Origin of the sequence: Tessaracoccus caeni, from assembly GCF_029211185.1 — a bacterium.
Lineage (GTDB): Bacteria > Actinomycetota > Actinomycetes > Propionibacteriales > Propionibacteriaceae > Arachnia > Arachnia caeni.
Genome location: NZ_JARGDO010000001.1, coordinates 349,385 through 363,101, shown reverse-complemented (window position 1 = coordinate 363,101; position 13,717 = coordinate 349,385). Strand labels below are relative to the sequence as shown.

At 67.5% G+C, this 13,717-nt stretch carries 13 protein-coding genes; all 13 read left to right on the top strand.

The window, feature by feature from the left end; all coding sequences use genetic code 11:
• The first annotated feature begins 76 nt into the window (after positions 1 to 76).
• The 13 genes from P0D62_RS01705 to nuoL are packed head-to-tail and all read left to right on the top strand — an operon-like array spanning position 77 to position 13,713.
• Positions 77 to 1,363 carry a geranylgeranyl reductase family protein gene (locus tag P0D62_RS01705; RefSeq protein ID WP_275700873.1) on the top strand — a complete coding sequence of 429 codons (1,287 nt, stop codon included), beginning with the start codon at positions 77 to 79 and terminating at the stop codon, positions 1,361 to 1,363.
• Between the two features lie 30 nt (positions 1,364 to 1,393).
• The gene (locus P0D62_RS01700) at positions 1,394 to 1,753 is read left to right on the top strand and encodes an NADH-quinone oxidoreductase subunit A (RefSeq protein ID WP_275700872.1); all 360 of its coding nucleotides are present in this window, start codon (positions 1,394 to 1,396) and stop codon (positions 1,751 to 1,753) included.
• Positions 1,754 to 1,769: 16 nt separating this feature from the next.
• Positions 1,770 to 2,324 (top strand): NuoB/complex I 20 kDa subunit family protein, encoded by a 555-nt coding sequence (locus P0D62_RS01695; RefSeq protein WP_275700871.1) that lies wholly within the window; start codon positions 1,770 to 1,772, stop codon positions 2,322 to 2,324.
• Entirely contained in the window at positions 2,321 to 3,004 is a 684-nt protein-coding gene (locus P0D62_RS01690) for an NADH-quinone oxidoreductase subunit C (RefSeq protein ID WP_275700870.1), read from the top strand. Before P0D62_RS01695 ends, P0D62_RS01690 begins: the two co-directional genes overlap by 4 nt.
• A complete protein-coding gene (locus P0D62_RS01685; RefSeq protein WP_275700869.1) occupies positions 3,001 to 4,353 on the top strand; it encodes an NADH-quinone oxidoreductase subunit D in 1,353 nt (450 codons plus the stop codon). The genes P0D62_RS01690 and P0D62_RS01685 overlap by 4 nt, the downstream gene beginning before the upstream one ends.
• Positions 4,350 to 5,090 carry an NADH-quinone oxidoreductase subunit NuoE gene (gene nuoE, locus P0D62_RS01680; RefSeq protein WP_275700868.1) on the top strand — a complete coding sequence of 247 codons (741 nt, stop codon included), beginning with the start codon at positions 4,350 to 4,352 and terminating at the stop codon, positions 5,088 to 5,090. The genes P0D62_RS01685 and nuoE overlap by 4 nt, the downstream gene beginning before the upstream one ends.
• Complete coding sequence (gene nuoF, locus P0D62_RS01675) at positions 5,087 to 6,406, top strand: NADH-quinone oxidoreductase subunit NuoF (protein ID WP_275700867.1); 1,320 nt, start codon at positions 5,087 to 5,089, stop codon at positions 6,404 to 6,406. Before nuoE ends, nuoF begins: the two co-directional genes overlap by 4 nt.
• Positions 6,403 to 8,817 carry an NADH-quinone oxidoreductase subunit G gene (locus P0D62_RS01670; RefSeq protein ID WP_319946977.1) on the top strand — a complete coding sequence of 805 codons (2,415 nt, stop codon included), beginning with the start codon at positions 6,403 to 6,405 and terminating at the stop codon, positions 8,815 to 8,817. The genes nuoF and P0D62_RS01670 overlap by 4 nt, the downstream gene beginning before the upstream one ends.
• A complete protein-coding gene (gene nuoH / locus P0D62_RS01665) occupies positions 8,814 to 10,124 on the top strand; it encodes an NADH-quinone oxidoreductase subunit NuoH (RefSeq protein WP_275700866.1) in 1,311 nt (436 codons plus the stop codon). Before P0D62_RS01670 ends, nuoH begins: the two co-directional genes overlap by 4 nt.
• A complete protein-coding gene (gene nuoI / locus P0D62_RS01660; RefSeq protein ID WP_275700865.1) occupies positions 10,124 to 10,675 on the top strand; it encodes an NADH-quinone oxidoreductase subunit NuoI in 552 nt (183 codons plus the stop codon). Before nuoH ends, nuoI begins: the two co-directional genes overlap by 1 nt.
• A complete protein-coding gene (locus tag P0D62_RS01655) occupies positions 10,672 to 11,493 on the top strand; it encodes an NADH-quinone oxidoreductase subunit J (protein WP_275700864.1) in 822 nt (273 codons plus the stop codon). The genes nuoI and P0D62_RS01655 overlap by 4 nt, the downstream gene beginning before the upstream one ends.
• A complete protein-coding gene (nuoK, locus tag P0D62_RS01650; protein ID WP_275700863.1) occupies positions 11,490 to 11,789 on the top strand; it encodes an NADH-quinone oxidoreductase subunit NuoK in 300 nt (99 codons plus the stop codon). The genes P0D62_RS01655 and nuoK overlap by 4 nt, the downstream gene beginning before the upstream one ends.
• Positions 11,790 to 11,802: 13 nt before the next feature.
• A complete protein-coding gene (nuoL, locus tag P0D62_RS01645; protein ID WP_275700862.1) occupies positions 11,803 to 13,713 on the top strand; it encodes an NADH-quinone oxidoreductase subunit L in 1,911 nt (636 codons plus the stop codon).
• Positions 13,714 to 13,717: the final 4 nt, after the last annotated feature.

The following is a 13,717-nucleotide window of genomic DNA, read 5'->3' as shown; positions in this document are numbered from 1 at the left end:
TGGCTGAAATCCTGGCCGAGCCCTAGACTGGGCAGGTCGTAGCCACTCGCAAGAGACGAAGCTGTTAGGAGTCTGCATGTCCAACCCCAAGGCACCCGCCGGGGAGACGACCGAAGCGGATGTCGTGATCGTCGGAGCGGGACCAGGCGGCTCCACGGCCGCTTCTTACCTGGCGCAGCGCGGGGTGAACGTCGCCCTCCTCGAGAAGTCCCACTTCCCTCGTGAGAAGGTCTGTGGCGACGGTCTTACTCCGCGCGCCACCCGTGCGCTGACCAAGCTCGGCATCGACACCTCCGTCGAGGCCGGCTGGCTGCATAACAAAGGACTGCGTATCTACGGCGGTCGCGAAGAGCCTTTCGAGCTCGAGTGGCCCGACCTCACCGACTTCCCGCCCTACGGGCTGTGCCGCAACCGCGGCGACTTCGACAACCTCCTTGCCGATCATGCCGTCGCCGCGGGGGCGACGCTGCACCAAGGGGCCAACGTCACCGAGCCCATCCTCGACGAGCGCACCGGCCGCATCGTCGGCGTGACCACCAAGGACGGCGCCCGGTTCCGGGCGCCGATCGTCGTCGCCGCCGACGGCAACTCGTCGCGGCTGTCCGTGGCCATGGGCATCAACAAGCGCGAGGACCGCCCCATGGGCGTCGCCGTGCGCACCTACTACACCTCGCCTCGCCACGACGACGAGTACCTCGAGTCCTGGCTGGAGCTGTGGGACGGCAAGCGCGGAGAGTCCAATCTGCTGCCCGGCTACGGCTGGATCTTCCCCATGGGCGACGGCACCATCAACGCCGGCCTCGGCGTGGTCAGCACGTCCACGGGCTTCGGCAAGACCGACTACCGCGCCATGCTCAAGCAGTGGCTCGACGGCACCCCCGAGGAATGGGGCTTCCGCGACGAGAACCGCGTGGGCAAGGTGCAGGGCGCGGCCATCCCCATGGCCTTCAACCGCAAGCCGCACTACGGCAGGGGCCTCGTCTTGGTGGGGGATGCCGGCGGCATGGCCAGCCCCTTCAACGGCGAGGGCATCTCCGCGGCGATGGAGTCCGGCGAGTACGCCGCCGACGCCATCTCCGAGGCGCTCTCGCGGGGCGTGAACACCGCGTCCGCCGAGAGGGCGCTGCAAGGCTACCCCACTCGTCTCGAGGACGAACTCGGTGGCTACTATCGGCTCGGCACGATCTTCGCGAAATTGATCGGGGAACCCCGAATCATGAGCCTTTGCACGAAATACGGCCTGCCGCGCAAGACGCTGATGCGCTTCGTGCATAAGCTGCTGGCCAACCTGACCGACGCCCGTGACGGCGACGCGATGGACCGCATTATCAACGCACTGTGCAAGGTCGCACCGTCGGTCTAGCTGGATGAATCAGGGAAAGGTCTGAGCGACGTGAATCTATACATCCCGATTGTGGGAATGGTGGTCCTGGCCACGGCTTTCGTGGTGGTGTCGATCATCTTGAGCGTGAACGTCGGCCCGGCTCGATACAACCGCGCCAAGTACGACACCTATGAGTGCGGCATCCAGCCCACCCCTCAGCCCGTCGGCGGCGGTCGTTTCCCGGTGAAGTACTACATCACCGCGATGCTGTTCATCGTCTTCGACATCGCGCTGGTGTTCCTTTTCCCCTGGGCCGTGGCCCACAACATCCTGGGCACCTTCACGGTGCTCTCCGTGCTGGTGTTCATCCTGGCGGTGTTCGTCGCCTACTTCTACGTCCTGCGCCGCAACGGCCTCGACTGGGAATGATTCTTTAGGAGTATCGATGGGACTCGAAGACAAGATTCCGCAGGGCATCCTGCTGACCACCGTCGAGGGCGTGGCCGGCTGGCTGCGCAAGGCGTCGTTCTGGCCGGCCACCATGGGCCTGGCCTGCTGCGCGATCGAGATGATGGCCTACGGCACGCCGCGCTACGATGCCGGCCGCTGGGGCCAGGAGGTCTTCCGCGCCTCGCCGCGCCAGGCCGACCTGATGATCGTCTCGGGCCGCGTGAGCCAGAAGATGGCCCCCGTCATCCGCCAGGTCTACGACCAGATGCCCCACCCCAAGTGGGTGCTGTCGATGGGGGCCTGCGCGTCCTCCGGCGGCATGTTCAACAACTACGCGATCATCCAGGGCTGCGATCACTTCCTGCCCGTCGACATGTACCTGCCGGGCTGCCCTCCGCGCCCCGACATGCTCATCGACGCGGTGTTCAAGCTGCGTGAGATGGTCCAGCACGATCCCATCGGCGGCCACCGTCTCGAACTCGAGGAGAAGGCCGAGCAAGAGGCTCTCGTCGCGCCCGCCACGATCGAGATGAAGGGGCTCATGCGATGACCGAGCAGAACCTTCCCGAGGTATCCGGCTCCGGCGACTCCCGGCCGGTCTTCGCCCGCAAGCAGGGCATGTGGTCGCGGGGCAGCGGCGACACCTCCGGCTACGGCGGCCTGCGGCGCGAGTTCTCGATGCCTGGCCGCACCGAGCCGCCGTTCGACGAGCCCTCCGATGCGGTCTACTCTCGCGCGATCGAGGTGGTTCCGGCCCTGGCCGATGCTCGCGTGCTCTTCGACCGCGGCGAGCTGACCATCTACGTGCCGCGCGAGCAGCTGCTGGAGACGGTGCAGCAGTTCCGCGACGACGCGCATCTGCGCTTCGAGGCGTGCGTCTCGGTCTCCGGTGTGCACTACCCGCAGGAGACCGGCGCCGAGCTGCACGTCGCCTACCACCTGCTCAGCATCACCCACAATCGCCGCGTGCGCCTCGAGGTGACCTGCCCCGAGGAGGATCCGCACGTGCCCTCCGTCGTCGCCACCTACCCGATGGCCGACTGGCACGAGCGCGAGACCTGGGACATGTTCGGCGTGATCTTCGACGGGCACCCGTCACTCACCCGCATCCTGATGCCCGACGACTGGTCGGGTCACCCGCAGCGCAAGGACTACCCGCTGGGCGGCGTCGACGTTGAGTACAAGGGCGCCAAGGTGCCCGCTCCCGACAACCGGAGGACCTACTCGTGAGCACCGAAGCCAACACCACCGCCGATCCGTTCGCGGCCCCGGGTGAGAAGCCGGCCGATCACGTCTACTTCTCCCAGGGCGGCGACTGGCAGGAGATCGCCAACGAGCAGGCCGAGCGCGGCGACGAGACCATCGTCGTCAACATGGGGCCGCAGCATCCGTCCACCCATGGCGTGCTGCGCCTGATCCTCGAGATGGACGGCGAGACCGTCACCTCGATCCGCCCCGGCATCGGCTTCCTGCACACCGGCATCGAGAAGAACATGGAGTACAAGACGTGGACGCAGGGCGTCACGTACTGCACCCGCATGGACTACGTCGCTCCGCTGTTCAACGAGGCCGCTTACTGCCTCGCCGTGGAGAAGCTGCTGGGCATCACCGATGACATCCCCGAGCGGGCCAGCGTCATCCGCGTGCTCGTGATGGAGCTCAACCGGATCGCCTCGCACCTGGTCGCCATGGGCACCGGCGGCATGGAGATCGGCGCGCTGACCGTCATGACCATCGCCTTCCGCGAGCGCGAGATGATCCTCGACTTCCTCGAGGCCCTCTCCGGCCTGCGCATGAACCACGCCTACATCCGCCCGGGCGGCGTCGCCAACGACCTTCCCGACGACGGCATCTCGCACCTGCGCAACGTCATCGACTGGCTGAAGCGGCACCTGCCCGAGTACGCCACCTTCTGCAACAAGAACCCCATCTTCATCGGCCGCATGAAGAACGTCGCCAAGATGGACCTGACCGGCGCCATGATGCTCGGCGTCTCCGGCCCGCCGCTGCGCGCCACCGGCTTCCCCTGGGATCTGCGCAAGGTGCAGCCGTACTGCGGCTACGAGACCTACGACTTCGAGTCGATCACCTGGGAGGGCAACGACGCGTACGCGCGCTTCCGGATCCGCCTGGCGGAGTGCTGGGAGTCGCTCAAGATCGTCGAGCAGTGCGCCGACCGTCTGGAGAAGACCCAGGGCCAGCCCGTCATGGTGGGCGACCAGAAGATCGCCTGGCCGGCTCAGCTGTCGCTGGGCTCCGACGGCCAGGGCAACAGCAACGAGCACATCAAGCACATCATGGGCGAGTCCATGGAGGCGCTGATCCACCACTTCAAGATCGTCACCGAGGGCTTCAAGGTGCCGGTGGGCCAGGTCTACCAGGCGATCGAGTCGCCTAAGGGCGAGCTGGGCGTGCATCTGGTCTCCGACGGCGGCACGCGTCCCTACCGGGTGCACTTCCGCGACCCGGGCTTCAATCACCTGCAGTCCGTTCCCTACATGTGCGAGGGCGGCATGATGTCCGACGTCGTGGTGGCCGTGGCCAGCCTCGATCCCGTTCTTGGAGGTGTCGACCGATGAGCGGTCACTTCGAATCCCATTTCCCCGAGTCCGGTTCGGTCGACTACTCCGATCAGTCCACCAACATCGACGAGACCGCCATCGCCGAGCTGCAGGAGCTGGCCGGGCGCTACCCGCAGGCCCGCTCGGCGCTGCTGCCGATGCTGCACCTCGTGCAGTCGGTCGACGGGCGGATCAGCCCCCGGGGCATCGAGGTGTGCGCCGACATCCTGGGCATCAGCACCGCTCAGGTCTCCGGCGTGGCCACCTTCTACACCATGTACAAGCGCCGCCCGGCCGGCAAGCACCACCTGGGTGTGTGCACCACCGCGCTGTGCGCGGTGATGGGCGGCGACGAACTGATGGAGCGGGCCAAGCAGCGTCTCGGCATCGACGAGAACCAGACCACCCCGTGCGGCAAGGTCTCGCTGGAGCGCCTCGAGTGCAACGCCGCCTGCGACTACGCGCCGGTGATGATGGTCAACTGGGAGTTCTTCGACAACATGGACCCCGCCAAGACCGACGAGCTGATCGACCGGTTGCTCAACGACGAAGAGGTGGTCTCCTCGCGGGGCGCCGTGCTCACGTCGTGGCGCGGAGCCGAGCGCGTGCTCGCAGGCTTCCCCGACGGCCGCGCCGACGAGGGCCCGTCCGCGGGTCACGCGTCGCTGGCCGGCGTCGAGATCGCCCGGGAGCGCAATTGGAGCGCGCCGAATCCGGCCGAGGTCTTGGCCGCCGTCACCGAGGAGGCGAAGTGACCGACCTGCTGACCCCCGTCCTGAGCTCCCAGTGGGGCCAGGACAAGAGCTGGAAGCTCTCCCGCTACGAGGCCTCCGGCGGCTACCGGGCGCTGCGCAAGGCGCTCGCCATGCAGCCCACCGACGTGGTGAACCTCGTCAAGGACGCCGGTCTCCGCGGCCGCGGAGGCGCAGGCTTCCCGACCGGCATGAAGTGGTCCTTCGTGCCGCAGGACAACCCCAACCCGAAGTACCTCGTGGTCAACGCCGACGAGTCGGAGCCGGGCACCTGCAAGGACATGCCGCTGCTGATGGCCAGCCCTCACACCCTGGTGGAGGGCGTGATCATCGCGTCCTATGCGATCAACTCCAACCACGCCTTCATCTACTGCCGCGGCGAGGTGCTGCACGTCATCCGCCGCCTCCAGCAGGCGGTCCAGGAGGCCTACGACGCCGGCTACCTCGGTAAGAACATCCAGGGCACCGGCTACGACCTCGACGTGATCGTGCACGCCGGCGCCGGCGCTTACATCTGCGGCGAGGAGACAGCGCTGCTCGACTCGCTCGAGGGCCGACGCGGCCAGCCGCGTCTGCGCCCGCCGTTCCCGGCCGTCGCGGGCCTGTACGCGTCGCCGACGGTGATCAACAACGTCGAGTCGATCGCGTCGGTGCCCAGCATCGTCGACAACGGCAAGGAGTGGTTCCAGGCCATGGGCACGGAGCGCTCGAAGGGCATGACGCTCTACTCGCTCTCCGGCCACGTGAAGCGTCCCGGCCAGTACGAGGCGCCGATGGGCATCACGCTGCGCCAGCTGCTCGAGCTGGCCGGCGGCATCCGCGACGGGCACCAGCTCAAGTTCTTCACCCCGGGTGGCTCGTCCACGCCGATCCTGGTGGAGGAGCATCTCGACCTTCCCCTCGACTACGAGGGCATGGCCGGCGCGGGCACGATGCTCGGCACCAAGGCGCTGCAGATCTTCGACGAGACCGTCTCCGTGGTGCGCACCACGCTGCGCTGGGTCGAGTTCTACAAGCACGAGTCCTGCGGCAAGTGCACCCCGTGCCGCGAGGGCACCTGGTGGCTCACCCAGCTGCTGATGAAGTTCGAGGCCGGCACGGCCGAAGAGGGCGACGTCGACAAGGTGCTCGACCTCTGCGACAACATCGGCGGCAAGTCGTTCTGCGCCCTCGCCGATGGCGCCGTCGCCTGCGTGACCAGCGCGATTCGCCACTTCCGCTCCGAGTTCGAGGCGGGTTATCACACGCCGGCTCGGGAGCTTTTCCCCTACGAGAAGAGCGCCCTCTGGGCCACCGAGACGGAAGGAGCTGTGCGATGAGCGTCGACACCAGCAAGTCCGCCGGCCAGGTCGTGCCTAAGCCCGATCTGGTCTCGCTGACCATCGACGGGGTGGAGGTCAGCGTCCCGAAGAACACGCTGATCATCCGCGCCGCCGAGATGATCGGCACCGCGATCCCGCGCTTCTGCGATCACCCGCTGCTCGACCCGGTCGGCGCCTGCCGCCAGTGCCTGGTCGATATTCCCGACGCCGGCAACGGCCGGGGCTTCCCCAAGCCGCAGGCCTCCTGCACGATGCCGGTGGCCGAAGGCATGGTCGTCAAGACCCAGGTGTCGTCGCCCGCCGCGGAGAAGGCCCAGAAGGGCATCCTCGAGCTGCTGCTGATCAACCACCCGCTGGATTGCCCGATCTGCGACAAGGGCGGCGAGTGCCCCCTGCAGAACCAGGCGCTGGCCAACGGCCCCAGCGAGTCCCGTTTCCACGGCAACCTGAAGCGCACCTTCCCCAAGCCGGTCAACGTCTCGGCGCAGATCCTGCTGGACCGCGAGCGCTGCGTGCTGTGCGCGCGTTGCACCCGCTTCTCCGAGCAGATCTCGGGCGACCCGTTCATCGCGCTGGTCGAGCGCGGCGCGCTGCAGCAGGTGGGCCACTACGAAGAGGATCCCTACGACTCGTACTTCTCCGGCAACGTGGTGCAGATCTGCCCGGTGGGCGCGCTCACCTCGGCGGCCTACCGCTTCCAGTCGCGTCCGTTCGACCTGAAGTCCACCACCACCACGTGCGAGCACTGCGCGGGCGGTTGCGAGCTGCGCACCGATCATCGTCACCATCAGGTGAAGCGGCGCCAGGCAGGCAACAACCCCGAGGTGAACGAGGAGTGGAACTGCGACAAGGGCCGCTTCGGATTCATGTACGGCCGCGGTGAGGACCGGCTGACCCGTCCGCTGGTGCGCCGCGACGGCGTGCTGCAGTCCGCGAGCTGGCCCGAGGCTGTCGACGTGGCTGTGCGCGGCCTCAAGGCTGCTGGCTCCGCGGTCGGCGTGCAGACCGGCGGTCGCCTGACCGTCGAGAACGCCTACGCCTACTCCCGGTTCGCGCGCGCCGTGCTCGGCACCAACAGCATCGACTTCCGCTCCCGCCCGGCTTCGGGCGAGGAGGCCCAGTTCATCGCCGCCCGCGTGGCAGGCAAGGAACTGGCCGAGTCGGTCACCTACTCCGATCTCGAGCAGGCCAAGCAGGTCGTTCTGGTCTGCTTCGAGCCCGAGGACGAGGCCGGCATCGTGTTCCTCCGCCTGCGCAAGGCGGTCCGCAAGGCCGGACTCAAGGTGATCACCCTCGCGCCGTTCTCGTCGCGGGGCTCCGACAAGCTCAAGGCCACGCTGGTTCCCACGGTTCCCGGCGAGGAGGCGCACACCCTGCGCGCGCTCAAGGGGCTCGGTGCCGACAGCGTGATCATGGTGGGGGAGCGGGCCGGGACCATCCCGGGCGTGCTCACCGCCGCAGGCGAGGTCTCCGACGCCACCGGCGCTCGGCTGGCGTGGATGCCGCGCCGCGCGGGCGACATGGGCGCCATCGCCGCCGGCTGCCTGCCCAACCTGCTGCCGGGCGGACGCCCCGCGGAGGCGGCCGACGCGCGCGTCGACGTCGCCTCGCACTGGGGTCTCTCCGCTCTTCCCGCGGGCAAGGGGCTCACGGCCGACGAGCAGTTCCGCGCCGCAGCCGCCGGAGAACTCAAGGCCTTGGTCGTGGCGGGCGTCGAGCCCGGCGACCTGGCCGATCCCGCCGCCGCGTTGGCCGGTCTCGAGGCCGCCGACTTCGTGGTCAGCATCGAGCAGCGCACCTCGGAAGTGACCGAGCGGGCGGACGTCGTCTTCCCCGCGGCGCTGATCGAGGAGCAGGCCGGACACTTCCACAACTGGGAGCATCGCCAACTGCCGGTGCGCCTGGTGACCAAGGCGAAGCTGACGCCCATGACCGACCTGCGCATCCTGGCTGCCTTGGCCGACGCACTGGGCTCGGAGCTGGGCTTCCGCACCTCCGTCGAGGCGATGGCCGACCTGGAGGAGTTGGGTACCTGGGACGGTCAGCGTGCGGCTTCGCCGCAGGTCGAAGCGAGCCGCGCGGCCGAGGGTGTCGTGCTGGCCACCTGGCACGAGCTGATCGACGCCTCCCGCGGTACCGACTACGAGCTGGCGCTGCGGGCCACCGCGCGCCCGGCGATGGCCAAGCTCAGCCAGGCCACCGCCGACAAGCACGGCATCACCGAGGTGGTGCAGATCACCGCGAACGGCCGCCAGCAGCTGCTTCCCGTCGGCATCACCGAGACGATCCTCGACGATGTCGTCTGGGTGCCCATGAACGCGGGAGGCGCCTTCGGGCGGGCTCCTGCCGCCCCAGGCGCGAGCGTATCCATCGCCGCCGTCGCCATCGATGAAGGAGACCAGGAATGAACATCTTCTTCCAGGACCCGTGGTGGCTCGTCCTGATCAAGGTCGTAGCGCTCTTCGTCGTCCTGCTGCTGTGGACCATCTTCAACGTCTGGTACGAGCGTCGCCTCGTCGGCAAGATGCAGCACCGGCTGGGCCCGATCATGAACGGCCCCTTCGGCCTCGGGCAGGCCCTGGCCGACGGTGCGAAGCTGATTCTCAAAGAGGACTTCCGGCCTAACAAGGCCGACAAGTTCGTCTTCAACCTCGGCCCCATCCTCACCGGCGCCGCCGCCTTCACCACCTGGACGGTGATCCCGTTCGGCGGTGAGGTCACCATGTTCGGCATCGAGACCCGGCTGCAGGCCACCGACCTTCCGGTCGCGGCGCTGTTCGTGATGGCGATCGCGTCGATCGGTATCTACGGCATCGTGCTCGCGGGCTGGGCGTCGTCGAACACCTATTCCTTCCTCGGCGCGGTGCGCTCGACGGCTCAGATGATCTCCTACGAGGTCGCGATGGGCCTGTCCATGGTGGGCGTGTTCCTGATGGCCAACTCGATGTCCACCTACCAGATCGTCGAGGCCCAGCGGGTCACGCTGCAGGGCCAGATCCCGTTCACCGACATCACATTCAACACGGGCCTGCCCGGTTGGTACGCGCTGCTGCTGTTCCCCGCCTTCGTGATCTACTTCATCTCGATGGTGGGCGAGACCAACCGCGCGCCCTTCGACCTGCCCGAGTGCGAGTCCGAGCTGGTCTCTGGTTACCTCACCGAGTACTCCGGCTTCCGCTACGCCATGTACTTCCTCGCGGAGTACATCAACATGGTCACCGTGTCCGCGCTCTGCGTGACGCTGTTCCTCGGCGGCTACCTGATGCCGTGGCCGCTCAACCTGATCCCGTTCCTTGACAACGCCTGGTTCGGCCCGATCGTCTTCATGGTCAAGGTCCAGCTGGTGTTCTCGGTGTTCGTGTGGCTGCGCGGCACCCTGCCTCGGTTCCGCTACGACCAGTTCATGAACCTCGGCTGGAAGGCGCTGATCCCGATCTCGCTGCTGTGGATCGTGCTGGTGGGGCTCGCCCCCGACTACACCATGCCGATGGCGATCATCCTGATCCTCGCCGTCTACCTGCTGGTGGGCAGCCGCGATCCGCAGGAACTCGAGCCCGAGCCCCAGGTCTACGACAACGAGACCTTCGATCCGTTCGAAGGCGGCTATCCCGTGCCACCGCGGCCGGGTCAGGTGCTGCCCGAGTTCGCGGGCGTGGTCAAGGGCTCGCACGACGAGGCCGACGCCGTCGCCGTCTCCGATGGGAAGGAATCCTGATGGGACTCTTCGATCCGTGGGCCGGATTCGGCGTCACGCTCCGGACGATCTTCCGCAAGCCCTTCACGCAGGGCTACCCCGAGAAGGGCAAAGAGAAGGTCACGATGCCGCGCTTCCACGGCCGGCATCAGCTCAACCGCTGGCCGGATGGCCTGGAGAAGTGCGTGGGCTGCGAGCTGTGCGCCTGGGCCTGCCCCGCCGACGCGATCTACGTCGAAGGCGCGGACAACACCGACGACGATCGCTTCTCGCCGGGGGAGCGCTACGGCCGCGTCTACCAGATCAACTACCTGCGCTGCATCTTCTGCGGCCTGTGTATCGAGGCCTGCCCGACGCGCGCGCTGACGATGACCAACGAGTTCAAGCTGGCCGACTCCACGCGCAAGGATCTGATCTACGAGAAGCAGGATCTGCTGGCGCCGCTGCTGCCGGGCATGGAACAGCCGCCGCATCCGCGCCGGCTGGGCGACGACGAGAAGGACTACTTCCTCGGCCTGCCCGCCACCGGTGAGCCCGACACCCGTAGCGCCACCTCAGGAGCGACGAAATGATCACCCTTACTCCGCTGGTCACCGGCGCCGACGTGGCGTTCTGGGCGACGGCGCCGATCATCGTGATCTGCGCCCTGGCGCTGCTGCTGTCCCGCAAGCCCGTGCATTCGGCCATCGCGATGGCCGGCGTCATGGTGGGCCTGGCGGTGCTGTACGCCGCCCAGGATGCGCCCTTCCTGTTCGTGATCCAGATCATCGTCTACACCGGCGCGATCCTGATGCTGTTCCTGTTCGTCGTGATGCTGATCGGCGTCGACGCCACCGATTCCGTGGTGGAGACGATCAAGGGCCACCGCGTCGCCGCCACCGTCGCGGTGATCGGCTTGGGCATCCTGCTGATCGCCGCCGTCGGCCAGCTCGCGGTGCTCGGCGAGCCGGTCGGCCTGGCTGAGGCCAACGCTGCGCAGGACGGCAACATCCCGTCGATCGCGGCCCTGCTGTTCACCGACTACGTGCTCACCTTCGAGATCAGCGGCGCGCTGATCATCGTCGCGGCCGTCGGCGCCATGGTGCTGGCCCACGGCGAGAAGCTCAAGGAGAAGAAGACGCAGGAGGATCTCGCCGCCGAGCGCGTCGAGGCCTACGTCGAGGAGGGAACCCACCCGGGCCCGCTGCCCAGCTCCGGCGTCTTCGCCCGACACAACGCCATCCACATCCCGGCCCTGCTTCCCGACGGCTCCGTCGCCGAGAAGTCGCTGTCCAAGACCCTCATGGCTCGTGGCGTGGTGGTGGATGTCGACGAGTTGCGCGCCCCCACCGAGTCCACGCTGAAGGCGCTCACACAGGCCGACGCCGACGCTGAAGGAGAGCAAGCATGACCACCGGATCCCTGCTGGTGCTGTCGGCGATCCTGTTCGCCATCGGCGTCGCCGGCTTCCTGCTGCGCCGCAACGCGCTGATCGTGTTCATGAGCATCGAGATGATGCTGAACTCGGCAAACCTCGCCTTCGTGGCGTTCGCCCGCCAGCACGGCAACCTCGACGGTCAGATCGCGGCGTTCTTCGTCATGGTCGCGGCCGCCGCGGAGGTCGTGGTGGGCCTGGCCATCATCGTGGCGGTCTATCGCGCACGTCGCACGGCCTCGGTCGACGACGTCAACCTGATGAAGTACTAAGGGGAAAACTCCAGTGCATCTCCTCGAAACCATCACCACCGCGACGCCGGCCACCGGGCTGTTCAGCCTGGCCTGGCTGATGATCGCGATTCCGCTCGCCTCGGCGGGCCTGCTCCTGCTGCTGGGCAAGGCCACCGACGCGTGGGGTCATCTGCTGGCCACGCTGGCCCCGATCGCATCCTTCACGATCGGCGCGCTGCTCTTCATCCAGATGCTCGGCGCCCCCGAGGACGCGCGCGCGGTCTCCGTGCCCGTCTACGAGTGGATCGCCACGGGCAGCTGGACCTTCAACGTGTCGCTGCTGGTCGACCAGCTCTCGATCCTGTTCGTGCTGCTGATCACGGGCGTCGGCTCGCTGATCCACATCTACTCGATCGGCTACATGTCGCACGACCCGCGCCGTCGCCGGTTCTTCGCTTACCTCAACCTGTTCATCGCCGCCATGCTGCTGCTGGTGCTGGCCGACAACTACCTGGTGCTGTTCGTCGGCTGGGAGGGCGTGGGCCTGGCCTCGTACCTGCTGATCAGCTTCTGGGCGCACAAGGATTCGGCCGCGGCCGCCGGCAACAAGGCGTTCATCGTCAACCGCGTCGGCGACCTGGGCATGGCGATGGCCGTGTTCACCATGCTGGCCTGGTTCGGTTCCTCGTCCTTCGCCGATGTCAATGCCGGCGCTGCCTCGCTGACCCCCGCCTGGGCCACCCTGCTCGGCTTCATGCTGCTGCTCGGTGCCTGCGGCAAGTCGGCGCAGGTGCCGCTGCAGTCCTGGCTGCTGGACGCCATGGAAGGCCCCACGCCGGTGTCGGCCCTGATTCACGCGGCGACGATGGTCACCGCGGGCGTCTACCTGGTGGTGCGCTCCAACGCCATCTACGCGCAGACCGAGATCGCGACCACCGCCGTCGCGATCGTCGGCACGGTCACGCTGCTGGCCGGCGCCTGGATCGGTACCGCCAAGGACGACATCAAGAAGGTGCTCGCCGGATCCACCATGTCGCAGATCGGCTACATGATGCTCGCAGCGGGCCTCGGCCCGGCGGGCGCGGCGTTCGCGATCTTCCACCTGATCACGCACGGCTTCTTCAAGGCCAACATGTTCCTCGGCGCCGGCTCCGTGATGCACGGCATGAACGACGACGTGAATATGCGCCACTACGGCGCCCTGTCGAAGCCGATGCGAATCACCTTCCTCACCTTCGCCGCCGGCTACCTGGCGATCATCGGGTTCCCGTTCACCGCGGGCTTCTACTCGAAGGACCACATCATCGAGACGGCGTTCCATGAGAGCACCACGCTCGGCGTGCTGGCCCTGATCGGCGCCGGCGTCACGGCCTTCTACATGACGCGCCTGATGATGATGACCTTCTTCGGCGCCAAGCGCTGGGAGGAGGACGTGCATCCGCACGAGTCGCCGCTGACCATGACGGTGCCGCTGATCATCCTCGCCGTGCTGTCGCTCGTGGCGGGCCTGTTCATGAACAACTGGATCCAGGGGTGGCTCGCCGCTCCCACCGGTTCGCACCCGCATGAGACCAGCCTGATCAACTTCACCCCGGTGGGCCTGGTCGCGCTGGCGGTGGTGGCGATCGGCGTCGCGATCGGGTGGTACACCTACAAGGGCACCGTCCCGCGGGATCAGCCGCGCACGAGGAGCGCCCTGGTGCTCGCCGGCCGCGCCGACCTCTACGGCGATGCGTTCAACGAGCACGCCGTCATCCGTCCCTACAAGGGTCTCGCCGACGGCCTCGCCTGGGCGGATCGCAAGGGCGTCGACGGCATCCCGATGGGCGGCGCGACGCTGGCCGAGGGTATCGGTGCGGTGCTGCGCAAGACCGAGAACGGCTACGTGCGCAGCTACGGCCTCATCCTTGTTGTCGGATCGCTGGTGCTCGCCACCGTGGTCGCGCTCGGACAGCTGGTCTAAGGAG